Origin of the sequence: Nocardia sp. NPDC050412 (genome assembly GCF_044458825.1) — a bacterium.
Classification (GTDB): domain Bacteria; phylum Actinomycetota; class Actinomycetes; order Mycobacteriales; family Mycobacteriaceae; genus Nocardia.
In genome coordinates this window covers 179,962-202,477 of the sequence record NZ_JBITIJ010000008.1, presented here as the reverse complement: position 1 = coordinate 202,477, position 22,516 = coordinate 179,962, and the positions used below count along the sequence as shown (strand labels likewise).

At 64.5% G+C, this 22,516-nt stretch carries 20 protein-coding genes and 1 pseudogene; 12 read left to right on the top strand and 9 right to left on the bottom strand.

The window, feature by feature from the left end:
* Positions 1 to 473: 473 nt before the first annotated feature.
* The 4 genes and pseudogenes from ACIBI6_RS23755 to ACIBI6_RS23740 all read left to right on the top strand — a co-directional run.
* Positions 474 to 1,517: pseudogene (locus tag ACIBI6_RS23755) on the top strand (IS256 family transposase); the annotation flags it as partial.
* Positions 1,518 to 2,149: 632 nt separating this feature from the next.
* Positions 2,150 to 2,725: a hypothetical protein gene (locus ACIBI6_RS23750; protein WP_396957810.1), complete on the top strand. Its 576-nt coding sequence runs from the start codon at positions 2,150 to 2,152 to the stop codon at positions 2,723 to 2,725.
* Between the two features lie 527 nt (positions 2,726 to 3,252).
* Positions 3,253 to 4,233 (top strand): hypothetical protein, encoded by a 981-nt coding sequence (locus tag ACIBI6_RS23745; RefSeq protein ID WP_396957808.1) that lies wholly within the window; start codon positions 3,253 to 3,255, stop codon positions 4,231 to 4,233.
* The gene (locus ACIBI6_RS23740) at positions 4,226 to 5,020 is read left to right on the top strand and encodes a hypothetical protein (protein ID WP_396957806.1); all 795 of its coding nucleotides are present in this window, start codon (positions 4,226 to 4,228) and stop codon (positions 5,018 to 5,020) included. Before ACIBI6_RS23745 ends, ACIBI6_RS23740 begins: the two co-directional genes overlap by 8 nt.
* A gap of 610 nt (positions 5,021 to 5,630) precedes the next feature.
* On the opposite strand, the gene ACIBI6_RS23735 is transcribed toward ACIBI6_RS23740, so the two are convergent.
* Positions 5,631 to 5,906 (bottom strand): hypothetical protein, encoded by a 276-nt coding sequence (locus ACIBI6_RS23735; protein ID WP_396957804.1) that lies wholly within the window; start codon positions 5,904 to 5,906, stop codon positions 5,631 to 5,633.
* 94 nt (positions 5,907 to 6,000) lie between these two features.
* Between ACIBI6_RS23735 and ACIBI6_RS23730 the strand changes: the two genes are divergently transcribed.
* On the top strand, positions 6,001 to 7,476 hold the full coding sequence (locus tag ACIBI6_RS23730) for a multicopper oxidase family protein (RefSeq protein WP_396957802.1): 1,476 nt from the start codon (positions 6,001 to 6,003) through the stop codon (positions 7,474 to 7,476).
* 10 nt (positions 7,477 to 7,486) lie between these two features.
* On the opposite strand, the gene ACIBI6_RS23725 is transcribed toward ACIBI6_RS23730, so the two are convergent.
* Positions 7,487 to 7,963 carry a DoxX family protein gene (locus tag ACIBI6_RS23725; RefSeq protein WP_396958008.1) on the bottom strand — a complete coding sequence of 159 codons (477 nt, stop codon included), beginning with the start codon at positions 7,961 to 7,963 and terminating at the stop codon, positions 7,487 to 7,489.
* 462 nt (positions 7,964 to 8,425) lie between these two features.
* On the opposite strand from ACIBI6_RS23725, the gene ACIBI6_RS23720 reads away from it, so the two are divergent.
* Both ACIBI6_RS23720 and ACIBI6_RS23715 read left to right on the top strand, forming a co-directional pair.
* The gene (locus tag ACIBI6_RS23720; protein ID WP_364354095.1) at positions 8,426 to 8,806 is read left to right on the top strand and encodes a phage tail protein; all 381 of its coding nucleotides are present in this window, start codon (positions 8,426 to 8,428) and stop codon (positions 8,804 to 8,806) included.
* Between the two features lie 309 nt (positions 8,807 to 9,115).
* Entirely contained in the window at positions 9,116 to 9,616 is a 501-nt protein-coding gene (locus tag ACIBI6_RS23715) for a hemerythrin domain-containing protein (protein ID WP_364354092.1), read from the top strand.
* Positions 9,617 to 9,652: 36 nt separating this feature from the next.
* Here the strand turns inward: ACIBI6_RS23715 and ACIBI6_RS23710 are convergent, their stop codons facing one another.
* A complete protein-coding gene (locus ACIBI6_RS23710; protein ID WP_364354089.1) occupies positions 9,653 to 9,976 on the bottom strand; it encodes a MerR family transcriptional regulator in 324 nt (107 codons plus the stop codon).
* A 147-nt stretch (positions 9,977 to 10,123) separates the two neighbouring features.
* On the opposite strand from ACIBI6_RS23710, the gene ACIBI6_RS23705 reads away from it, so the two are divergent.
* Positions 10,124 to 10,546, top strand: a complete 423-nt coding sequence (locus ACIBI6_RS23705) for an HSP20 family small heat-shock protein (RefSeq protein ID WP_364354086.1) — start codon at positions 10,124 to 10,126, stop codon at positions 10,544 to 10,546.
* 442 nt (positions 10,547 to 10,988) lie between these two features.
* Positions 10,989 to 11,222 (top strand): hypothetical protein, encoded by a 234-nt coding sequence (locus ACIBI6_RS23700; protein ID WP_396957798.1) that lies wholly within the window; start codon positions 10,989 to 10,991, stop codon positions 11,220 to 11,222.
* A 402-nt stretch (positions 11,223 to 11,624) separates the two neighbouring features.
* Here the strand turns inward: ACIBI6_RS23700 and ACIBI6_RS23695 are convergent, their stop codons facing one another.
* From ACIBI6_RS23695 to ACIBI6_RS23680, 4 genes are all read right to left on the bottom strand, one after another.
* Positions 11,625 to 11,951 (bottom strand): hypothetical protein, encoded by a 327-nt coding sequence (locus tag ACIBI6_RS23695; protein WP_364354080.1) that lies wholly within the window; start codon positions 11,949 to 11,951, stop codon positions 11,625 to 11,627.
* A gap of 75 nt (positions 11,952 to 12,026) precedes the next feature.
* On the bottom strand, positions 12,027 to 14,441 hold the full coding sequence (locus ACIBI6_RS23690) for a LuxR C-terminal-related transcriptional regulator (protein ID WP_396957796.1): 2,415 nt from the start codon (positions 14,439 to 14,441) through the stop codon (positions 12,027 to 12,029).
* Positions 14,442 to 14,556: 115 nt separating this feature from the next.
* On the bottom strand, positions 14,557 to 15,345 hold the full coding sequence (locus tag ACIBI6_RS23685; protein WP_396957794.1) for a Zn-ribbon domain-containing OB-fold protein: 789 nt from the start codon (positions 15,343 to 15,345) through the stop codon (positions 14,557 to 14,559).
* A 145-nt stretch (positions 15,346 to 15,490) separates the two neighbouring features.
* Positions 15,491 to 17,806, bottom strand: coding sequence for an ATP-binding protein (locus ACIBI6_RS23680; RefSeq protein ID WP_396957792.1), 2,316 nt, complete (start codon positions 17,804 to 17,806; stop codon positions 15,491 to 15,493).
* A 299-nt stretch (positions 17,807 to 18,105) separates the two neighbouring features.
* On the opposite strand from ACIBI6_RS23680, the gene ACIBI6_RS23675 reads away from it, so the two are divergent.
* Genes ACIBI6_RS23675 through ACIBI6_RS23665 form a run of 3 tightly spaced genes read left to right on the top strand, consistent with a single transcriptional unit; the run spans position 18,106 to position 20,714 of the window.
* On the top strand, positions 18,106 to 18,372 hold the full coding sequence (locus ACIBI6_RS23675) for a hypothetical protein (RefSeq protein WP_364354071.1): 267 nt from the start codon (positions 18,106 to 18,108) through the stop codon (positions 18,370 to 18,372).
* Positions 18,363 to 19,364 carry an alpha/beta hydrolase gene (locus ACIBI6_RS23670; protein WP_396958007.1) on the top strand — a complete coding sequence of 334 codons (1,002 nt, stop codon included), beginning with the start codon at positions 18,363 to 18,365 and terminating at the stop codon, positions 19,362 to 19,364. Before ACIBI6_RS23675 ends, ACIBI6_RS23670 begins: the two co-directional genes overlap by 10 nt.
* A gap of 60 nt (positions 19,365 to 19,424) precedes the next feature.
* Positions 19,425 to 20,714, top strand: a complete 1,290-nt coding sequence (locus ACIBI6_RS23665) for a YhgE/Pip domain-containing protein (RefSeq protein WP_396957790.1) — start codon at positions 19,425 to 19,427, stop codon at positions 20,712 to 20,714.
* A 3-nt stretch (positions 20,715 to 20,717) separates the two neighbouring features.
* On the opposite strand, the gene ACIBI6_RS23660 is transcribed toward ACIBI6_RS23665, so the two are convergent.
* Positions 20,718 to 21,644, bottom strand: coding sequence for a transglycosylase SLT domain-containing protein (locus ACIBI6_RS23660; RefSeq protein ID WP_396957788.1), 927 nt, complete (start codon positions 21,642 to 21,644; stop codon positions 20,718 to 20,720).
* A 44-nt stretch (positions 21,645 to 21,688) separates the two neighbouring features.
* Positions 21,689 to 22,117: a hypothetical protein gene (locus ACIBI6_RS23655; protein ID WP_396957786.1), complete on the bottom strand. Its 429-nt coding sequence runs from the start codon at positions 22,115 to 22,117 to the stop codon at positions 21,689 to 21,691.
* Positions 22,118 to 22,516 lie beyond the last annotated feature (399 nt).

Sequence of the window (22,516 nt, the reverse complement as noted above, 5' to 3'; positions counted from 1 at the left end):
GGCGACCGGGCCAGGGGCTAAGGCGTTGCCATGCTGGGCGTCCTGACATGGCTGCATTCGGTGTAGTCGGCCACGCGCCAGCATCAGCGTCGCCTGTCACAGTGACGGAATAGCAGCCGCCTGCATTTCATTCGCGCCGACCGTCGGCTCATCAGTGATCGGTTGCCGCAACGCCAAGGTACGGCTGGACAAGAGGCGGCGGCGGACCGGCACCTCCGCCGGAAGCGCTAGGGGCTGAGAGCCTATGAGCGAACGCACTCTCGCCGCATACCTCGCTGACCGGAGGCGATGGGAGAGCTAATCACAGGGCGCTGGCTAGCAGTTCACGAAATTCGGCTTGCCGCACGCAGACTCGTTGCCGAGCAATGATCGAAACCTGTGGATGACCGGGAGGGAGTACCTTCCCGGATGATCTGAAAGACAACGGGTTTCGATCGCCTGGCGCGCCAACGCCGGGCGGGAAGGTACGTCCCATGCTCAAGGTAATCGACGGTGGCGCCGAGTCCAATCAGGACGGCGCGTCGGCGAATGTGTCGGGTTCGCCGATCGATGAGATCGTGCGCGAGGGCGCACGGCGGATGCTCGCAGCAGCGTTGCAAGCCGAGGTCGCTGCTTATATCGACCAGTTCGCCGGCCACGTGGACGAGAACGGCCACCGGCTGGTGGTGCGCAACGGCTATCACGCCGAACGGCAGGTGCTCACTGCCGCCGGTGCGGTCAGTGTGAAGGCGCCGCGGGTCGACGACCGTCGCGTCGATGCTGAAACCGGTGAGCGCCAACGGTTCTCCTCGGCGATCCTGCCCGCCTGGTGTCGCCGCTCCCCGCAGGTCAGCGAGGTGCTGCCGCTGCTGTATCTGCACGGGCTGTCCACCGGTGACTTCGGTCCCGCGCTCGAGCAGTTCCTCGGTTCCGGGGCCGGATTGTCGGCGGCCTCGATCACCCGGCTGACCGCGTCGTGGCAGGACGAGGCGAAAGCGTTCGCCGCCCGCGACCTCTCAGGCACCGATTACGTGTATCTGTGGGTCGATGGCATCCACACCAAAGTCCGGTTGGAGCAGGAGAAACTCTGTTTGCTGGTGATGCTCGGCGTCCGCGCCGACGGCCGCAAGGAGTTGGTCGCGATCAGCGATGGCTATCGCGAATCCACCGAATCCTGGGCCGATCTATTGCGGGACTGCCGTCGTCGCGGCATGACCGCGCCGGTGCTGGCGGTCGGTGACGGCGCGCTCGGGTTCTGGCGGGCGTTGCGGGATGTGTTCCCGCAGACCCGCGAGCAACGCTGCTGGTTCCACAAATCCGCGAATGTGCTCGCCTCGTTGCCGAAATCGGCGCATCCAGGCGCGGTAGCGGCGATGAAGGAGATCTACAACGCCGAGGACATCGATCGCGCCCAGATCGCGATCAAGGCATTCGACATCGATTACGGCGCAAAGTATCCCAAAGCCGTGGCGAAGATCGTCGATGACGCCGACGTGCTGCTCGAGTTCTACCGCTATCCGGCCGAGCACTGGATCCACGATATGAGTTTCGCCGACGTCTTTCCCCCGGCGGAACCCCGAACCGGATACCTCCTCTCACGGGGCTCCGGGCCGGACTGCTTCCAGGCTGGTGGCCTTGTCCCCTCCTCCTCGACTCCCGAGCAGGTCCTGGCAGGGTATCTGCGCACCAAAGCCCAGCAGGTCCACATGGATGACCGAACCCATAGGCTTCTCCGCGAACTCGAGGTCCGGCTCGGACACACCATCGTCGATCCCGACGTTGATGTCATCGAGCAGGACATCAACACCATTCTCGTCGCGGGCGCCCGTGTCTGCTTCACCGGAACATGCATCGACGAGGAGGGGAACGAGCGGACACGAAGCGATATGGAAAACCTCGCCGCAGCCAACAGACTCGTACCGGTCAAGACTGTCACCAAGAGCAAGTGCGATGCCCTGATCACCGCAGAGGCAGGATCGCAGTCGGGAAAGGCCAAGACGGCGACCACTTACGGCAAGCCGATCTTCACGGCGAAACAATTCCTCGTTTGGACTCTGGGCGGCTAAATCAATACAGCCACAACAAGATTGACAAACTGGTAGGTTGAGCCATCGGGTCGGTACGGACGAACTCCGTTGCGGCCGTTTACTGTTCATCAAGGGGGAGTGCAGTGGCCAGTTGGCGCGAACTGGATGTCAGCCGTCGACGAGACGTGCAGGGCCTGGTAGCAGCTCTGGGAGACCTTAAGGACGGCATGCACGTCAGTGCGACGTTCAAGTTCGATGAGTACGGAATCTGCCTGTTCGAAGGCATCGCGGTGTTGTCGGTCATCGGCAGCTTCCTGGTAGGCGGACAACCTCTCGACAGTGGATCGCGGCCAGGCACTCCGCGCAAGCCGGTGGGAGCACTGCGCGCACTCACCCTCGGGATCACCGTCCGCGACACCGACAACGCCACCGTGGTGGATGGATCGATCACGAATGATGCAGTGGCTCATGGGGATCTGGTCCGCGCAACATTCGAGCAGTCGCCATACGGCGTATTCGAGGTCACCGGCATAGCAGTATGGGCGCCGGCGGGCAACGTGTTCGTCGTGGGCGGAGGATGGTTTCTCACCAGTAAGTCCGGTGAGCAGGCGGTGCGGCTGAAGCAGTTGGCGGTACTGGCTCGTCGCGGGAGTCACCATCTGTATGTCCCCTCCAAGCTCGACGCTTGGCCGAGCTCGGACGATACGGATATGAGCTGATCGCCATCAGGCGTTCGTTCAAATGTAGTGATACGTCGGCGAAGAAGTGCTGGTGCACGCATCTCACCGGATAAACTTCGGTTCCATCGAGCGCGAGCCGAGCGAACTGGTCTGGTCACGCGTGGAACGCGTCGGGACCGGGGTGGTTCGATCTGCTACCTAGTTGAAGGTGACGCGGCGTGAACGATGCCGGGCTTGGCGACAGGCAGGCAGTAGTTATAGCGTGGGACGCGGAGCCCGACCCAATCGATCAGCGTCCAGCAAATCAGGTTGCGATCTCGGCCGTAGTTCGCACATGGACGTGACCTGGCAGCGTGATTTCGGTCCGGGCTGGTGAGAGTCTTGCAGCCCACGAAGTGGGCAGGGAGGCTTGAAGACCATGGCGACACGCAAGAGGCCCCCCGAGCGGGTTCTGTGTAAGCTCGCCATTACGCCGTCTGGTACTGATTGTCAAACAAGTGTTACGCAGGTTGTGCGTGTATGCTTGTTTGACATTGACTATCACGTGAGGTAAGAGGGCGGCTTAGTTGGAACGTGATCTGCTAGCTCTGCTGCTGCCGCTGTTGCGACGCGCTGGCGTTGACGTTGCTGCCGGTACCGAGAAGGACCTACTGCTGAAGGTTCCAGAAACGGGCACTGTCCACCTCCATTTGAAAGTAACGCGGCGGCGGCTTTCTGGCAAAAGCGTGACCGTGCGGAGGGCCGGTCTGGGGCGGCGCACACTGTACGTGGCGCCCTCAGCGACGCCCGACGTTGTGGGTGCTGCGGCTGCCGGGGAGTTCGATCTAGTCACCGAGCAGCCTGAACAAGTGATCATCGGCGGGCGAGTACTGCTGAAGCCCGCCGATCCCAGGCATAGCGCCGGACATCGCAGAATCGGGTGGGGACGGCAGGCGATCCTGCGTGTCCTAGCACTGTCGTCTCGCCCTCTGCAGCAGTCTGAACTCGCCGCGACGGTCGGTATCAGCCAGCAGGCGGTCTCCCTTGGACTGCACAGGATCCCCGCCGAGGTCGTTCGGAACGTGCAGGGATGGATGGCACTCGAGGGTGCGCTCGACGTTTGGCTGGATAGCTATGCCGGTCCGGGCGGAACTGTCAGTTACTGGTATGGCTTGGACAATCCAGCGTCTCAGGCGACAACAGCGCTGCAGCTATTGGACGAACTAGAACTGCAAGCGGTGGTTTCTGGCGATCTCGCCGCCGACAAGTACGCGCCCTGGCAGCTCCCCGGCACCGTGCGCCTGTACTTGCCCGAGATCGTCGATTTCACACCTGTCGGTTTCTCGCCCGCCACTCCGGACGATGCGACCATGACGGTGGCTGTGCCCGAAGATCCGACCGTGGTCCACATCGCCGCCGCACTGGGCGCGCGCTACGGCGACCGCCATCTACTTGCCGATGCCGCCATCACGCTTTGGGATCTGCTCAACACCAGCACCACACCGACCACGGAGGAAGCGGCGACGCGTCTGCGTGCCGCGATCGAGACCGGAGCATTTGGTGTCTGACCAGCGCCGCGCTCACATCCATATGGTCTCCACAAGCAACGCCGCCGACCGCGGCTTCCTCGCACTCGCCGACCTCGCAGCCGCAGCCGCGCAGCTTCCCGAGAACTCCTACCGGGTTATCGGCGGACATATGGTTCAACTACTGCAGCACATCTACCCACTCGAGGGCTGGCAGCTGCGCGGCACCGCCGATGCGGACGCCGGGATGGAGAAACAGGCACTCATCGCCGCGGTAGAACACCTACACCAGAACATGCTCGGCCTGGGCTATGAACTCGAATCAGGCAACCGCTACACCAAGACCACGATGAAGGGGCGGCTGGACGTCGACATCCTCGTCCCCGCATACGACAATGCTCGACAGACCAGCGAAGTCGCCGGTCGCGCATTCGACGCAGTTCCCGGTCTCCATTTCGCCGCCGCCGCCGACGCGGTCATTGCCCATGCCATCGCAACCCTGGCCGCTGGCGACACCATCCAGTTCACTGTCCCGGTACCCGACGTCGAGGCCGCAGTCGTTCTCAAAGCCCTCGCCTGGCAGAGTCGATACACCGACAAGGACGTTACTGACCTCGCCACGCTGTTCGAAATCGTCCACCAGCACCATGAGCAGATCCACAACTGGAAAATGGCCGACACAAACCTGTTCGGCGCACGAAAAGATGCCGCAACGGCCCTCCATCTGCTCATCGCCAACATCGACCGCGGCAAGTGGTCCAGAGCATTCACCGGATCCGCGACCCCTAGCCGGTTCTCCGCCCTCGTACGCCGCTACGCCAGTGGATAACCATGACCGACAGCGGAACAGCAAGTGCTCGGTGCATCAACATCTGCCTTCGCTCATCGACAGCCCCGGCGGTCTCGATCGCCGGCACCTCAACGGAGCCTGCGCCGTGTCATCTCTAGCGCCGCCAGTTCTAGTGGTGCACTCCGTCCGGATGCCGATCTATGTGGTGGGACTCCAACAACCCACGTTGCTTGTGTCCTGCACGGGGCCGACGCGGCAGCTTTCTCGGCCACCAGCGCAGGTCAGGAAGCGATTTCCAGTGTGCCGCCAGTGTGCCAAGACAGGCAGGTACCGGCCGGACGCGGCGACATCAGCGGGACTCGAAAGTGCCTCTGACCTGGACGGGACGGCACGAGCTGGACGCCGGAGCTCGCTGCCGAGGTCACTCGTAATGAAAAGGTCGGGGGTTCGATTCCCCCAGGCGGCTCCAGGTCAGAGGGTGTTTTTGGTGGCTTCAGGACCACTGTTCGAGAACCCCGGTGTGCCAACGTTCGGGAGAATTTCCTGTTGAACGCCTGCTTGTTGGCTTCGGATCTTTGGGTTGTGGGTCGCTGAGAGACAGTGAGATTGGTCAGCCCGAGCAACGCCAGGATTACCGCGGCGATGGCTATCAGCTGGCTGATGCGAAACGGATCGCACTGCGCCGATACCCAGTAGCCGGAGATCGGCAGGCGCGTACCGATGCCGAGTGTGCCCGGGTGCTGCCGGTGAAATTGGCGATCTCGAGCCCCGACACGGTGACTCCGACGATGCCGCGCATGCTCAGCGCGATCCCGAGTGCCACGCACGCCCATGTGCCGTAGCGGACCAAGCGGGCAGTCACGATGAATCGCACGCTGCGCGTATCGCGCGCCCACAGCGCGGGCCGGGCCGCACCCTGATTCACAGCCGCACGGTACCGGCATTCGATATCGTGTCCTGCATTCAGGATTCTGCCGCAACTTCGATCTGCTGAGACAGCCGAAGGACGTGCATCGACTATGCCTGTTGATCGTCGTGGTTTTCTCAGATGGAGCGGCGTGGCCGTACTGGGTGGTGCGGGGGCGAGTACCGCCACGGTGACCGGGTGCTCGCGCCCGCAGTCGGGCCCAACGAGCAACGCCGACTACACGTTGCACATCGTTCGTAGCCGGATCGAGGTAGCCCCGGGCCGGACGGTGTCGACCACCACCTACAACGGTCAATTCCCCGGCCCGCTGCTCAGATTCACTGAAGGTGAGCAGACCACCATCGATGTCCACAACGACACCGACACCCCTGAGCAACTGCATTGGCACGGGCAACACTTGTCCGTCGATGTCGACGGCTCGGCTGAGGAAGGCACACCGTTCATCCCGGCCCACGGCATGCGCCGCATCGTCTTCACCTGCGGCCCGGCCGGGCTCCGCTTCTATCACACCCACCTGACTCCCGGCGCGGATCTGTCCGGCGGTCAGTACAGCGGCCAAGTCGGCCCGGTCTACATCGAATCGAAACAGCATCCCGGCGCCTACGATCAGGAGATCTTCCTGACGCTCAAGGAATTCGAACCCGCCCTGAGCCGAGAGGACGACATGCCCGGCGACTTCCTCGCCGGTGAACCCATACCGGAACTGAGTGACCGCGGCGAGGCCGCGATGGCCGCGTCACTTGCGCTGGGCACCGCGCACGGCTACGAGGTCGGCTACCGCACGTTCAGCATCAACGGCCGCGCCCTCGGCCATGGTGACCCGATCCGCGTCGAATCCGGTGAACGGGTCCTGCTCCATGTGCTCAACGGCAGCGCAACCGAAACCCGCAGCCTCGCCCTGCCCGGCCACACCTTCACCGTCATCGCCCTCGACGGCAACCCCGTCCCGAACCCGGCTCAGGTGCCGGTGCTGTGGCTCGGTGCCGCCGAACGCATCTCGGCGATCGTGGAGATGACCAACCCCGGCGTGTGGGTGCTCGGCGACACCGCCGACGACGACCGCGAGAACGGCATGGGCATCGTGGTCGAGTACGCGAACCGCACCGGCGATCCGCAATGGGTCACGCCGCCACCGTTCACCTGGGACTACCGGCTGTTCACCACACCCGACCGGACCGCGGCGGTACCGGATCAGGTGATCGACATGCTGATCGACAAACGTAACGCCGCCCGCAACGGGTTCAACGAGTGGACGATCAACGACACTCCATTCTCGATGGCGGCCGGACAGCCCGTCTTCGACCTCACCCAGGGCAAGCGGTACCGGCTGCACCTGCGCAACGCCACCGACGACATCCACCCCATGCACCTGCACCGGCACACCTTCGAAATCACCCACGCCGCAGGCACACCCACCGCCGGAGTACGCAAGGACGTCGCGATGCTCGGCGGCTATCAGGTGATGGATATCGACTTCACCGCCGACCAGCCCGGCCTGTCGCTGCTGCACTGCCACAGCCAACTGCACATGGACTTCGGGTTCATGGCTCTGCTGCACACCATCTGACCGGACACGGCTACGAAACCTGTTCCGCCGCAACATCGGCCGTTAACGACCTAGCCCGAGCACCGCGGATGATGATCGCGTCGATAGACCAGCGGCCGGGGCCGATCCACAACAGGAATATCAGGCCGCACAGCATCGCGAAATCGGTGCGTGCGTCGTGCGCCATCCCCCAAAATCCTTGCACGCCTTGGAATCCACCCGGACGCAGCTCGCGTAGCTTGGTCAGCAGGATCGCCAAAATAATGTCGATGAGCAGCGGGATCGCCGCCAGGCGTGTCAGCAACCCAATCACAATCAGTGTGCCGCAAACGATTTCGACCAGACCGTCCAGGTTCGCGAAGAACATCGCGGCGGGGATACCGATCTTGTCGAACCGACCGGGCCCCAGCTTGTCCGGGTACAGAAACTTCTGGATCCCCTCACTGAGGAACACCAACCCGACCGCCATCCGAATACAAACCACCGCGCCTGGCCCATCAGCACCCAGCAGCTCCGCCCACGACCTCCGACTCGATCCAGCCACCGTGACATCGCCTCCCGATATCGCAGATCACCGCCGCGCCGAGCCTACCCACAACCGGTAGCGCTCGGGCTACCGACGTTGGCGGGCCGGACCGTTGATGTCAGGATTCGCGCGGGGGTACCGGGCCTTACCGCCCGATATCCCCATGTCCACCTTCTACTACGGCTACAGGGATCGATAGCCCCGACCGAGCGAGAGCGGCGAACGAACTCACCCGCTCCGAATGGGACCCTGTCTCCAAACAACCCCTGTTCAAACCCGCCGCCGCGCACATCCGTCTGCTCTGCGTCGACTGTGGATCCGGGTCGGGTGCGCTGGGCCGGGATTGAGCGAATTTCCACTCCGGTGGCCCCAGCCACGCCGTACTCTCGAGTGGCATTGCCTCATGAGAGAGAAACCCACCGGTTACGAATTCAGGAGGTCGACATGCAAATCCAGGACAAGACCGACACCCGCACCTTCGCCATCGATCTGGGCGAGTTCAGGGCGGAAATGGTGCAGGACGTGATGGGTATAAGCCAGCCGTCGGAGGGCACCCTGGGCGAGGTGCAGATCACCCGGGGGCTCGACCGGAGCAAAGCCTTCACCGATTGGATCGAGTGCGCGTTGGTCGACGGCGGCGTGGATTCCCCCAGACAGGACATCACCATCACCGTGATGAACGCTGAAGAAAAGCCTCTCCAGCGGTTTCGCTTGCTTCGCGCTTTCCCGACCAGTTGGACGGAGCCTTCGTTCGACGCTGACAATACGGAGCCAGCGCGTGAGTGCGTCACCGTCGCCTACGAAGAGATGAGATTTGAGCGGTAGAGTCGGCGCGGCTTCTTCTCGCGAGTCCGCCCGGTCGAGACGCGTGTAAGAGCGCCCGACACGCGGTCTCCGTCGCGGCGCTGGAGCGGCCCGCGCTGGTCTACGGCGGGCCGACTCGGCGGCCCCTCATCGGCGAAGGGTTGCCGCCGCGCCGAGCGCGCCGTCGCGGCGAATTCCTCGGCGAGACTGTCGCGCATCCGCATATGCGTGTTGCCAATGAGCTCACCTGCACCGGCGGTTTCGGTTCTGTTTTTGCGGGCACGCCTGGCATAGATCCAACCCGTGAGTGTTCGAGTTCGAGGAGTTGCGGTGACTACTGATGCGATCGTCTTGTTGCGGGAAGACCACAAGGAGATTCGGAAACTGTTCCGTGATTTCGAGAAGGCGGGCGATGGTGCGCACGCCGCGAAGGGACGGTTGGTCGACAAGATCATCGAAGCGTTGACCGTGCACACCTACCTCGAAAACGAGTGCATGTATCCGACGGTGCGCAAGCTCGTGCCCGAACTGGAAGACGACATCCTCGAATCCTATGAAGAGCACCATGTCGCCGATGTTCTCGTGATGGAGTTGGCGGCGATGAAGCCCGAAGATGAACGCTTCACCGCCAAAGTCACCGTTCTGATCGAAAGCGTCGATCATCATATCGATGAGGAAGAGGGAGCCTGGTTCCCGAAGGTGCGAGAGCAGTTGGGGCGCAAGCAGCTTCAGGAGATCGGTGCGCAGATGATCGAGTTGCGGAAGACGGCTCCGCGTTCGCCCGCGCGGCCTTCGGCAGTGAAGAAGGTGCTCGATTCGGTGATAGCGTGACCGCCTGGATTCCTGTCGCCGCAGCCGGGGCGGTGGTCACAGCCGGTGGTTGCCGCTGTCGCGTAGCTGGTCGCGTTCTGCGGTAAGTGCGGTGTTTGCGTCTTCGAGGTCGAGGATGCGGGCGATCCCGGCGAGGTTGATCCCTTGCCCGGCAAGAGTGGTGATGCGCGCCAGCCGCACCAGATCGTCGCCACTGTAGCGGCGGGTGCCGCCGGGGCTGCGGGCAGGAGCGATCAGCCCATGCTGCTCGTACAGGCGCAGCGTTTGTATTCCGATCCCGGCGAGTTCGGCGGCCACCGAAATCGCATACACCGCCCGACCCGACCCGGGCAGGTGCCGGTCGTGTCCACCTAATGACATTTCGCTCCTCGCTGTCTTCGACTTCAGATTACCTCTCGCAGGTACTTGCACTCTCCTGGGTCGAGTGCTAGATAATATCTATGTCAGATGACATAGGTTATCTGGTTTCCCTTCGATCGAGAATGGAGTGAACTGGAGGTGGCGACCATGCTGATGCGCACCGACCCCTTCCGCGATCTGGATCGTTTGACCCAGCAGGTGTTCGGCACGCCGGCCCGCCCGGCGGCGATGCCGATGGACGCCTGGCGCGAGGGTGACGACTTCTTTGTGGAGTTCGATCTGCCCGGCATCGACCCGGATTCGCTGGATTTGGATGTCGAACGCAACGTGGTCACGGTGCGCGCTTCGCGCCCGGAACTCGACCAGGGGCGGTCGATGATCGCCGCCGAACGCACCCGCGGTGTGTTCAGCCGCCAGCTGTTTCTGGGCGAGAACCTCGACACCGACCAGATCCGCGCCGACTACCGCGACGGGGTACTGCGGTTGACGATCCCGGTCGCGGAGAAGGCCAAACCCCGCAAGATCGAGATCGCCCGCGGCGACCACGAACGCCAGGCGATCAACGCCTGACCCGGGCGAAAGCGCTTCGGCGTTGAGCATCGCATCGAGCCGACCGCGAGCGGAGCAGCCCCACCGACTCAATGTGCGGCGGCCCCCCCGCCTATGCCGGCGACCCAGCGCAGCCCGCCCGCACCCGGGTTTTCCCGGCATCCGACCAGCATCGATGAAAGCGAGGTGATGCCCGTACTTACCGCAGGAAAACGTTCTCGCCGGTGGCGGGACGTGCCCGCCGGCCGCGCCGCGAGCACCGACTGACCGGGGATTCCCCGGTCGGCGTGCACAGCCACCCGAGGTGGCGCAGCAGGCAGGTACCGTCCCCGCCCCGCGCGGGGCGCGTCACAACAGTCAGTCAGATTCCTTCCGTCGACGGGTGGGCCCGGTCAGCACACGTTCTTCCGGGCTCACCCGGCCCCCTTCCACCTGACGATCACGTTCGAGGAAGGAAACCGCGATGCCCACACCCCCGGCAGGCAGCGACCTCGATCGCGCCGAGCAGAACACCCCCGTCCGTGCCAGCGACCCCGACATCGGCCTGGACGCCACCACGCTGCACCCACTCGCCGAACGCGTACGCGCCGCCTTCGATTCCGCCGCGATGTACGACCGGATCGACCAAGCCTGGTTCACCCCGCCCGACACCGACGACGACTACGACTGCCTCGCTACTGATCACCGTGCCCGGTAAGAGCCTCTACCGGCCCGTTGTGAAAGACGATCGCCTGTGAACACCGAAACACCCACCAGCACATCGACATCCACATCGGCCACTGGTCACGACGCGGACATCGTGCGATGGCCCGACCCCAGCCCTTTGCAAAAATGGTGGACCGAGGTCATGGACGGCGCCTTGATGCCCTCATCCCGCCCCGCCGTCTGACCGCGGCCCGCCGCCAGGCTTTTCGGTTCGAAATCGCTTGTTCGTTCGGCGTGGTCACATTGTCGACGGATATGCCCAGCGTCATCCAGGATCGTCGCCGCGGAAGCTGCGTGCCATCACATCGTCAGGGTGCCTAGGCATCGCGAACCCGCTGCCACTCACTCGTGCCCGACGGTCTGCGGCGGGGCTTGAATGCGCGGCGACCGCAGGTTATGTCGGGCCGCCGCCGACCCGACCGGCCCCCGGGTGCCGGTACGGGGCGATGCCGATGTGGGCGTCGGATAGTAGTTCGGCCAGGCCGACTTCCAAGTGTTCGGCGGTCCTCCGCAGACCGATCGCTACTGTCCGCGCGGGGGTGTCCGCGCTGCTTTCTAGTCGGATCGGGGCGGTGGCCATCCCGTCGATATCGATGCGACAGATGTATGCCGAATCCTCCGCCGACTGGTCTGGGCAGGGCCTCCCGATCGTGATGAGGACCCGCTTGCCACCCACGGCGAGGGTTCTGGTGGCCAAGACCGAACCGCTCCCGGAAGTCATAGCGCCACACTATGGCGGTTCGGCGGATTGCCAGCTATTCGACAGCGTGGCGACACGCCCGAGCGTCAGCAGCGCCTAGTGCTGGGCCTCGTCCACGATCCAGGTGGCGATCTGGGTGCGGGAGGTGAAGCCGAGTTTGCTCAGGATGTGTTCGACGTGGTGCTGTGCGGTGCGTTGGGAGAGCACGAGTTTCGCGGCGATCTGTTTATTGGTGAGTCCTTGGGCGACGAGGAGCGCAACCTCCCGCTCACGCTTGGTCAATGCCATGCCGGAATCGTGTGCGGTGGCGGGCGGCAGTTCCCCCAGGGCGTAGGACACCGCGGCGCTCAACCCCATGGCCTGGCCGCGCCGGAAGGCGGCATCGAATCTTCGGTCGCCGAGCCTGCGGCGGGTGATGCGGTCGCATTCGTCGTGATAGGGGGATAGCTCGTTGAAGAAGGTCGCGACACCTGTGGCGGAGCGCAACAGGGCTTCGGCGGCACCCATCAGAATGGCCGAGCGTTCACCATTGCCGGCGGTCCAGGCCAGTGCCTCGATATCGGGCGCCGCGACGAGGGGGCTGGGTATGTGTCGGCTGACTCGCAGCGATTCCAGCAGCACTTCTTCTACGTGCGAACGCTCGCCCTGCTGCCATGCGGACATGCCGATCGCCCACAGCGTGCTCGACCGGAACAGCGATTCGCCGCACGCTTCGGTGATGGAAAGTAGCTGCTCGCGATATTCGATCGATCGCTTTGTATCTCCCCGGAGTGCGCATGCCCAACCGAGTATGGACAACGCGGAGATGTACAGATGTCCTCTCTTATTCGATTCGAATACCGCGAGGGTGGGCTCGACCAGCGAGTCTGCCCGATCGTGTGCACCCCGATACAGCGCCAGGGTTCCCTCGGCGAATGCGGCCAGCGCCTTGGTGGTGGGAGCGGGGTCCTGTTCGGCCAGTGTGCATGCCTGTTCCACGATGACGGCCGCGCGCTCCAGGTTCCCCTGTACCGCCGCCATGATCGTGCTCGTCTGTAGTGCTTTGACGCGATCGGGTATCGAGTGCGCGTCGGGGTGGGACAAGGTGCGGTCGAGCCAGCGTCGGCCTTCGCCGTACTGGCCGCGAAAGCTCCAGAACAGGTAGAGGGCGGCGGCGGTGCGCAACCCGGCCTCGGCCGACTCCGAGCTCGCATCGGACACGCAGAACTCCAGCGCCTCCCGCAGATTCGGTTGTTCGCGGTCGAGCCGCGCGAGCAAATCGAGTTGCCGGTCGCTGATCCACCCTGCCTCCGTGTCCACGGCCAATCGCTCGTACCAGTCGCGGTGTCCTCGACGCAGCTCCCGGTATTCGCCGGTCTCCTGCAGCTTCTCCCGACCGTAGTCGCGCATGGTCTCGAGCATCCGGAAGCGCACGAGGCCATCCGGCTCCTCCCGAATCACAATCGACTTGTCCACCAGCGAGGACAGCACATCGAGCAGCGTCCCGGACGCGAGGTCGGCACCGCACACCTGCTCGGCGGCGTCGAGTTCGAAGCCGCCGGCGAATACCGATAGCCGGGCCCACATTCGCTGCTCGGGCGGCGTGCACAGCTGGTAGCTCCAGTCGATGCACCACCGCAGCGTCTGCTGTCGGGTCGGCGCGGTGCGGCTACTGCGGGTGAGCAGCGCGTACCGGTCGGTGAGCCGCTGCAGGATCTGCTCCGGCGACATCGCGCGCATCCGCGCCGCCGCGAGTTCGATCGCCAGTGGCAATCCGTCCAGTCGGGAACAGATCCGGGCGACGGTGGTCTTGTTGTCCTCAGAGAGTTCGAATCCCGGCACCACCGCCGCGGCGCGGTCGGCGAACAGGGTCACGGCGTCGTATTTGGGCAGTCCACGCAACGGCGGCTCGAGGTCCGGATCCGGGACGGCCAACGGCAGCACGCGCACCGTCGCTTCCCCGGCGATATCCAGCGGCTCGCGGCTGGTGACGAGAATCCGCAGATTCGGACAGGCCAGCAGCAACGTCTCGACCAGCTCCGCCGAAGCCGCGATCACTTGTTCGCAGTTGTCGAGTACCAGCAGCATTTCTCGCGAGCTAAGGAATTGGATCAGCACGTCGAGCAATGGCTGGTCGGACTGGTCGATCAGGCCGAGGGTGGCCGCCACGATCTCGACCAGCATCGACGGGTCGTGCACATCGGCCAGTTCGACAACCCAGACGCCATCGGCGAAATCGCGTCGAGCGTTCGCCGCCGCGCGCAGCGCCAAGCGGGTCTTCCCGACGCCACCGATCCCGGCCAACGTCACGAGTCGGCACGTGGCCAACAGATTCTTCACCTCCGCCGTCTCGGCGCGGCGGTCGACGAAACTGGTCAGCTCCAGCGGCAGCACGCCGGTGCGGCCTCCCGTTATAGGTGGCTGGGCCCATACCCGGACTGGTGCGGCGTCCTCGAACCCGGACGCGCTCGAATCAGCCGTGACGGGTGTGGTCGCGTCGCGGCGGGTCCGGAGTGGATCATCCGTTGTCATCAGCGGCGGGCAATCCACTCGGCATGTGCGCGAGCACCGGGCGCCATGCGCTCACCTTTCGACAATGCCCAGCGTATCGCCAACGAAGGTGAACGGATCGCGAGTTGTGGCTATATCAGGCGCTACCGGCGGGGAGTGCGGCAGGACTCATCTGCCACGCCTGTGTCAGGGCGTCCTTCAGCTGGCGCTTCAGCCCCCGCACATTGACGCTATCGGTCCGTCGCGGGTCCAGCGCCTCTTCCAGCATGTGCAGAAACCGTCGACGGGTCACACCGAAGGTCACCAGCAGTTCCCCGGCGGAGGCCCCGCCGAACGGTGCCCATCGGATCGCAAAGCTGATCAGGGATTTCGCCGCCGTGTCGACTGCCTTCGCGCCCTCCATGAGTTCACACTGGCGCAGCGATGTCCGCACCCACCACGCGTCGAAGCGATGCTCGACCTCGCGAGGATGTGTCGAGCGCACATCGATCGAAGCATTCGCACGCTGTGGCGCGGGTCGGACGCCGCCATCCGAATGAGGCTCCGCCGGGCAGACAGCGAATACCGGGAAACGATCCACCCGAGGATGGGGCTCGAATCGCACGCGGACCGGCTGATCCGAAACCGGTGCGACCTCTCCTTCGATCGTCGCGTACACCCATGGGCCCTCGTCGAGTTCCACGATGGCGATCGTCAACGGCACCACCTGGGCGTGCGGACGGCTCACAGTTCGGTGTACGAGCCGCCACGACACGACCGATCCGAGACCCGACGACGGCGACCATTCGAGATCCCAGGACCCACACGACGAACATTCGGCGGTCAGCGGCGGAAACAACTTGTTACAGGGCCCGCAGCGCCGAATCATCATGGTGTTTTCGGCCCCGATGGGCTTGTTGCTGGACTCGTATTTGTGCTCGGACATGGGAACCTCGGTGTGATAGCCATGAATGCTGTCCTCACCGAGCGTCCCGTCCGCGACGGCTGAATACGACGGTAGAATTACCCGGGGTATACCCATTTTTGCCGAGCGGTCCATCCCGACCGACATCGTTTGCCCAGGTCGAGCGTTATCGCACTCGGTGCGCCCGCGCCGTCCATGCGGCTATCTGTGCCCGGGACGAGTAGCCGAGTTTGCACAGGATGTTCTCCAGATGCCGGTCGATGGTGCGCGGCGACAGCACCAGCCGTTCGGCGATCTGCCGGTTGCTCAGACCCTGTGCGACGAACTCGGCCACTTGCCGCTCACGGGTTGTGAGCTCGGTGTTCTGCTGCTCGTCCGGCTCCTGCGCGGTCTGGTTGGGATCGAGTGCGTAGCCGATCGCCTGGGCGTGGTCCAGCGCCGCACCGCGCGCTGTTTCCGCGCGCTGCTCCGCCTGCCGCAGCGACTGGGTGAGAGTGCGCTCGCAGGCCGAGTGCTGTGCGCCCAGCTGTGGTCCGAACGCCGTGATCGAGGTGCCGATGCGTCGCCAGACCGATCCGACCGCGCCCATCAGTCGCGCCGCATGCCGGTATTCGCCGCGGGCGGCGGCGATCCAAGCCAGCAACTCCATCATCAGCGCCGCGCCCACGTGGTCATTGAATTCGCGCTGGATCTCCAATGCGGCGCGCGTCGACTCGACCGCCGTGCCGTAGTCCCCACGGACGTACTGGTCGTGGCCGAGGGCCCAGAGTGAATAGGATTTGGTCCACCGCTCATCCTGCTGGTCGGCCAGTTCGATGCCGCGGCGGGCCGTCGCGCCCGCGCTGCGGTCACCGGCGTGTGCCTGTGCCATGGCGAGTTGGAACAGGGTCATGCAGACCACGTCGTCATCGTCGGAGTAGTCCGCGACGGTCTTCTCGAAGGCCGCGATGGCCGGTGCGAGACGTCCAGGGAACGCTTCCGCCGTGCCGCGCAGACAGCTCACCCAGCCCAGCGAGTGGCGGTCACCCATCGCTGCCGCACCCGCCGCGCATTCGTCGAGCGCCTCGGTGGCCGCTTCGGTGTCGCCGAGCAGCAGCCGCACCCATCCCGCCACCCACAGCGCCGAGACCCGCTCCGGGCAGACGTCATCGGCGACGCGCAGCGCTCTATCGGTCCACCGGCGTCCCTCACCGAGGAACCCGTCGGCGCACCAGTGATAGCGCAGTGCGGTGACCAGTGCCAATGCCTCGCGGGCTGCGGTCGGTGTGCTCGTGGCCCAGTCCAGCGCCGCTTGGAGATTGTCGAACTCGGTGCGCAACTCGGCCAGACCGGCCGCTTGGCCTGGCCCGTTCCAGGCTCCGGCGATCCGCTCGGCGAGCGTGAGGTAATGGTCGCAATGCCGCTTGCACACGGAGTCGGTCGCGTCCCGCTCGGTCAGCCGTTGCCAGCCGTATTCACGGATCGTTTCCAGCATCCGATACCGCGGCGGGCCGTCGGTCGGCACCGGCGCCAGGATCGACTGTGCGACCAGGTGGTCGATCAGGTCCAGAATGCGTTCACGCGGCAGGTCGGGACCGGCGCATACGCCCTCGGCCGCGGCGAGGGTGAATCCGCCGCTGAATACCGACAACCGCGCCCACAGCAGCTGTTCGGTCGGCAGGCACAGCTCGTAGCTCCAGTCGATCAGCGCCCGCAGCGTTCGCTGCCGCGGTACAGCGGCTCGGATAGAGCCGGCCAACAGCACGAACCGATCCTCGAGTCGGTCCAGCACCGCGGACAGCGACAGTGACCGCAGCCGGGCCGCGGCGAGCTCGATCGCGAGCGGAATCCCGTCCAGACGCTCGCAGACCCGCGCCACCACATCCGCGTCACGTTCGGTCAGGGTCAAGTCCGGGCGCACTGCCCGAGCGCGCTCTACCAGCATCGCCGGCGCATCGTAGGCGGCCAGCGCGCCGAGCGTCACCGGATCGTACGGGCTCGGCATCGACAGCGTCGGAACCGTGTATACGTGCTCGCCCGCGACGCCCAGCAACTCGCGACTGGTGGTCATAATGCGCAGGCCGGCACAGGATCGCAGTAGCAGATTGCAGAGCGCGCTGCACGCGTCGACCAGGTGTTCGCAGTTGTCCAGCACTATCAACGCCTGCAGATCGGCCAGGTGCTCGACGAGCTGTTCCTCGATGGTCCGGTTCGATACGTCCACGATCGCCAGGCTGGTCAGCACCGTTCGCGCCACCAAATCGGGATCGCCGACGGCGGACAGATCCACCAGCCATACCCCGTCCGGGAACGACCGGCCGGAAATGGCTGCGACCTCGCTGGCGAGCCGAGTTTTCCCGACTCCGCCCACACCGGTGAGCGTGACCAACCGTGCCGTCGCGAGCAGCTCCCGGACCTCGCGGATCTCCCGTTGCCGTCCGACGAAACTTGTCACCGCGAATGGCAGGTTACCGACCACGCGAGTGGGCCTACTTCGCCCCATGAGACCCAATCTAGCCGTGCCCGGGGCGGTGCGAGGGCACGCTTTGCGAAGGTCGTCTCCGAAGCGATCGCTAACTGATCGAACCTCAGCGAGGGATGCGGTTTGCGTACCGAGCATGCGCGAGCTGCGGATATGGGTGGCGAAGTGGGTGTTTCTACCCATGTCTGTGCACGGCGGATCTGTGACGCTCAGGAAAGCCGTTGTGAGCAGGAGGTCGACCTTGACATCTCACCGAGGGTGCCCGATCGATAAGGGTCGCCAAAAGCGCGAGCTACATTCAAGACAACCAGGAGTCGGCGATGGATAACGTATGCCGCACCGAAGTCGACGGCCTGCGTGTGACATGGCGGTTGATCCAGAATCGGCTGATCTCGATCGTCGCCGTGCACGACGCATACGACGCCGCGCCGGTTCTCTCGTTCGGTCCCGCCGCTTATCCGGACCTCGTGCAAGCACGAGAACTTCATCCGGGACTGACCCAGTTGTGGGACGCGGTTCGCCGCGACTTCTGGAACACACTCATTCCGCCACGCCCGAATAAGGGCAGACAATGGCAATGGTCGTGACGACTGCTGCGCTCCCTGAAGCCTCGTCACCGATCGTTGAACCATCCAATCGGGCCGGTATCGGAACTCGGGTCGCCCATCCGCTGCTGCGCGGCACCGTCGGGTTCGGGTTGGCGACCCTGGCGCTGTTGGGTGGCAACGGTCGATTCGAGCAAATGCTCTGGCTCAGCCGTCTGATCGAGCTACCGGCCGCCGCGCTCGTCCCCCCGAACGGCACCAAACGCCGGACCGTTCAGTTGGGGAACTTCCGCGCCGAATGGTTGTGGCACAACGATCTGCCCGACCCGCGGCAGCAACAAGATTCGGCACTGCTGTACTTCCACGGCGGCGGGTACATCAGCGGCGGCCTGAATACCCATCGGCGCCTCGTCGCCAAAATCGGGCGCGCCAGCGGGATGCCCGCATTCAATGTCGACTACCGACACCTACCAGGCGCGCATTTCACCGAGACTCTCGATGACGCCGTCGCGTCCTATAAATACCTGCTCGAACAGGGATTCCAACCCGAACGCATCATCGTCTCCGGTGACTCGGCAGGCGGCGGACTCGCCTTCGCGCTGGTGCTGGCAATCCGGGAACGCGGGTTGCCGATGCCCGGCGGTCTCTCCGCGATCGCACCGTGGGCCGACTTCGATCCGACGACCCGCAATGCGCACCCCAACCGGCACCGCGATTCCTACATACCCACTCGGATACTGGAAACAATCGCGCGCCGCGGCGTCGCCCTCGATGGCGAACTCGATCCGATGTGGTCGCCGGTCAACCACGACTTCACCGGTCTACCACCGGTGCTGATCCAGGTGGGCTCCACCGAATGCCTGCTGCCCGACGCGGAGCTGCTGGCCCTGCGCTGTGCCGAAGCGAACGTCCCGGTGCGGCTGCAGATCTGGGACCGTGCACCGCACGTCCATCACGTCGCCGCGGATCTGCTCTCCGACGCCCGAGCTGCGATCAACGACCTGGGGCAGTTCCACCGCCAGATCGTGGATTGACGCGCAGACACGGTCCGGTAATCAAGCCGGGTATCTCGGTCCGGGAATTACGGTGCTGTCATGACCAACCCGGAAGAGGCGAGTCCTCGTCGGTCGCGTGTGCGTGTCTGGCTCGCACCGGCGGTCGTGGTGTCGCTGCTGATGGCCTTACTGGCCACGATGTATCTCGCGTATGTCGTCGATCCGTCGAAGCATCTGCACGGCTTTCCGATCGCGCTGGTCGATCAGGACAGCGGGGATGTGATCGGCGGGAAGCCGACCAATGTGGGCAAACAGATCAGCGACGCGCTGGTACAGCAGACTCCGAGCGACAAGATCGATCTGCGGGTGCTCGGCATCAACGAGGCACAGCAGCAGTTGAATTCGGGCAATGTGTACGGGGCGATCGTCATTCCGAGCGATTTCACCAAGCGGCTCGGCGTTTTCGCCACCGCCGGCGTGCTGCCCGGCGATGTCACTCAGCCGATCATCACGGTGTACACCAATCCGCGGTCCGGTGCGTTCTCATCGCAGGTCGTGCAGACGGTCGCCGGTAACGCACTCACGCAGGCGAACCAGACGGTCGGCAAGCAGCTCACCGAGACCGTGCAGACCCAGCTGCGATCATCCGGATCGGCGCCGGAACTGGTCGGCCTCAGTCGGCTGATGTTGGCCAAACCGATCGATGTGGTCGTCACCCCGTTCCATCCACTGCCCTCGGGTACGGGCGGAGGTCTGACGGCCTTCTTCTACACGATGCTGGTGCTGTTGGCCGGATTCACCGGCGCCATGGTGATCAATGGGATGGTCGATTCCTCGCTCGGCTTTACACCGACCGAATTCGGTCCCTGGTACGTGCACTATCCGCCGACGCCGATTTCCCGATTGGGAACGCTGCTGCTGAAATGGGGCGTGATCACCGGCAGCGCGCCGGTTGTGGCCGGGATATTCATGGCGGTCGGGCATTGGCTCGGTATGCCGATCGAGCGGCCGCTGCTGCTGTTCCTCTACAGCGCCTTCGCGATCATCGCGGTCGGCGTCACGGCGCTGTCGATCGTGTCGGCGCTCGGCACCGCAGGGCTGCTGGTCAACCTCATCCTGTTCATCGTGCTCGGTCTGCCCTCCTCCGGTGGCACCATTCCGATCGAGGCGATCCCGAAATCCGTTGCCTGGCTTGCCGATTTCGAACCGATGCATCAGGTGTACCTCGGGATCAGGGCAATCCTGTACTTCAATGCCGACGGCTCGGCCGGACTGAACCGCGCGATCTGGATGACGCTGCTCGGCCTTGTCATCGGGCTCGTCCTCGGCGGTGTCGTCACCCGTTACTACGACCGGAAAGAACTGCACCGCGCACCAGCCAAGAGCTGATGGTCAGTACCAGTGGTGTTGCTGCCAAAATGCCCACGCGCCATCAGGGCTGCCGTAACGGTCGTTCATGTAGTCATAGGTCCAGCGGATTTGGGTGAGCGGGTTGATGCGCCAATCCGCGCCGTGGGTTTGCATTTTTTCGGCGGGCAGTGCTTGGCCGAGGCCGTAGGCGCCGCTTTTCGGATTGATGGCGAAGACGTCCCAACCGCTTTCGTGGGTGATGACGGCGTCGAAGGCCGGGAATTGGTGGAGTGGGACGACTGTCAGGGCGAGGGCCCTGGTGCCCAAGCGGATCAGTGAGGCCGCGAGTCCGACAGTGGTTGTGACAGTGTCGTGTGAGCTGGCCGCGGGCGTGACGGCGGTATCGTCGTCGCTCTCTTCGACGGGCGTGGCAAGGGCGTCATCCAGGCCGTCGGTGGATGTGGTGACGCTGTCGTCCCACGAGTCTGCTGAAGGGGTGACCCTCTCGCCCGGACCGTCTGCGGGGGTGATGGGACTGTCGGGGGCGTCTGCGGGCGTGATGGCGTTGTCGGGGGTGTCGGCGGTTGTGGCGGCGTTGTCGCCCGGACCGTGTGCGGGCGTGATGGCACTGCTGTCAGCGGCATTGGCGGATGCGTTGCCGTTCAGCCCGTTGGCGGATGTGGGGACGCCGCTGTTCGGGTTACTGACGGGCGGGGTGGCCTGTGTGGCGACCCCTTCGGGGAGCGTGGTGGCGCCGTCGTTCAGATCGTCTGCGGAAGTGGTGGCGCTGTGGCTCAGTCCGTCGGTGGGAGTGGTGGTGCTGTCGCCCGGACCGTCGGCGGAGATCGGGGCACTGTTCGGAGCATTGGCGAACGTAACGACGCTGTCGCCCAAACCCTCGGCAACGGCTGGACCGGCACAAACCATGAGGGCACCGACCGCAATGGCGGCCGCGGCAACGCGCAGCATCGATTTCGCTCCTTAGTTGTGTTTGCCTTCCGTATCGATGGGTGTCATGAGCTCGCGTTCACCAGGTCGATGCCATTACCGACAATCGAATCGACGACGATGCTCGGCTGACCGGGTAGCCAACGGTCGAAGGCCACGCGGCGGGCATCGAGGGTGCGCTCACTCTCGGCAACGATTTCCACCCTGAATCCGGCCTTTTCGGCGAGGGACTCGGTGTCCGCGGCGCGCTCGCTGTCGGTGCTGGAGAAGATGGGGCGGTCGTCATTCATCCGGACTCCGGCGTATATGTCCGGGTATGCGGGGCGGGCCTGCTGTGTGAATTCGGCCAGCCGCCGGGCGCTTTCGGCGCGTGCGAGATATTCGTGCGCATCGATTCCCAGGTCACTCTCGACGGCCGCGATCAATCCGGGCGGCAGCGGGGCGCTGGCGGGCTGTGGCGCGGCCGCGGCCGGATACGCGATCGAACCCGCCATTGCCAATGCCGCAGAGCAGTCGAGCGCTGATCGCCGTCTGCGAATACTCGACATCACCGAGCCGTCTCCTGACTACGCGCCGAAGTATTCGATGACGCTATGTCACATGCGCCACAAAACGGACTATTTGCTTACGTAGCGTGTCGGTAGCCGCGCCGGTCGATGTCTCCGATGCTTACGCCGGGCAACTCGCCGACGCGCGGAGAACGTTGAACTACCGACTATGCACCGCTCGGGAGGATCGCACCGACCCATCGCCACACCGCCGACAATAGGAGGAAGCCGAGCTGCTGCTGCGTCTCGGAAGCGTTTTCGTACCGGTTATCGGTGCGTTGCTCGGTTCGATCTTCGCCATCTAGCCATTACAGCCGAACGCGGGTCGGACAAGGCCTCCGGCCC

Coding starts and splice junctions, on each gene's coding strand:
- ACIBI6_RS23720 (WP_364354095.1), top strand. CDS start 8,426: ATGCAAATCCAGGACAAGACCGACACCCGCACCTTCGCCATCGATCTG.
- ACIBI6_RS23680 (WP_396957792.1), bottom strand. CDS start 17,806: ATGGGGCGAAGTAGGCCCACTCGCGTGGTCGGTAACCTGCCATTCGCG.
- ACIBI6_RS23690 (WP_396957796.1), bottom strand. CDS start 14,441: ATGACAACGGATGATCCACTCCGGACCCGCCGCGACGCGACCACACCC.
- ACIBI6_RS23660 (WP_396957788.1), bottom strand. CDS start 21,644: ATGCTGCGCGTTGCCGCGGCCGCCATTGCGGTCGGTGCCCTCATGGTT.
- ACIBI6_RS23675 (WP_364354071.1), top strand. CDS start 18,106: ATGGATAACGTATGCCGCACCGAAGTCGACGGCCTGCGTGTGACATGG.
- ACIBI6_RS23695 (WP_364354080.1), bottom strand. CDS start 11,951: ATGACTTCCGGGAGCGGTTCGGTCTTGGCCACCAGAACCCTCGCCGTG.
- ACIBI6_RS23700 (WP_396957798.1), top strand. CDS start 10,989: ATGCCCACACCCCCGGCAGGCAGCGACCTCGATCGCGCCGAGCAGAAC.
- ACIBI6_RS23665 (WP_396957790.1), top strand. CDS start 19,425: ATGACCAACCCGGAAGAGGCGAGTCCTCGTCGGTCGCGTGTGCGTGTC.
- ACIBI6_RS23655 (WP_396957786.1), bottom strand. CDS start 22,117: ATGGCGGGTTCGATCGCGTATCCGGCCGCGGCCGCGCCACAGCCCGCC.
- ACIBI6_RS23705 (WP_364354086.1), top strand. CDS start 10,124: ATGCTGATGCGCACCGACCCCTTCCGCGATCTGGATCGTTTGACCCAG.
- ACIBI6_RS23685 (WP_396957794.1), bottom strand. CDS start 15,345: ATGTCCGAGCACAAATACGAGTCCAGCAACAAGCCCATCGGGGCCGAA.
- ACIBI6_RS23710 (WP_364354089.1), bottom strand. CDS start 9,976: ATGTCATTAGGTGGACACGACCGGCACCTGCCCGGGTCGGGTCGGGCG.
- ACIBI6_RS23670 (WP_396958007.1), top strand. CDS start 18,363: ATGGTCGTGACGACTGCTGCGCTCCCTGAAGCCTCGTCACCGATCGTT.
- ACIBI6_RS23730 (WP_396957802.1), top strand. CDS start 6,001: ATGCCTGTTGATCGTCGTGGTTTTCTCAGATGGAGCGGCGTGGCCGTA.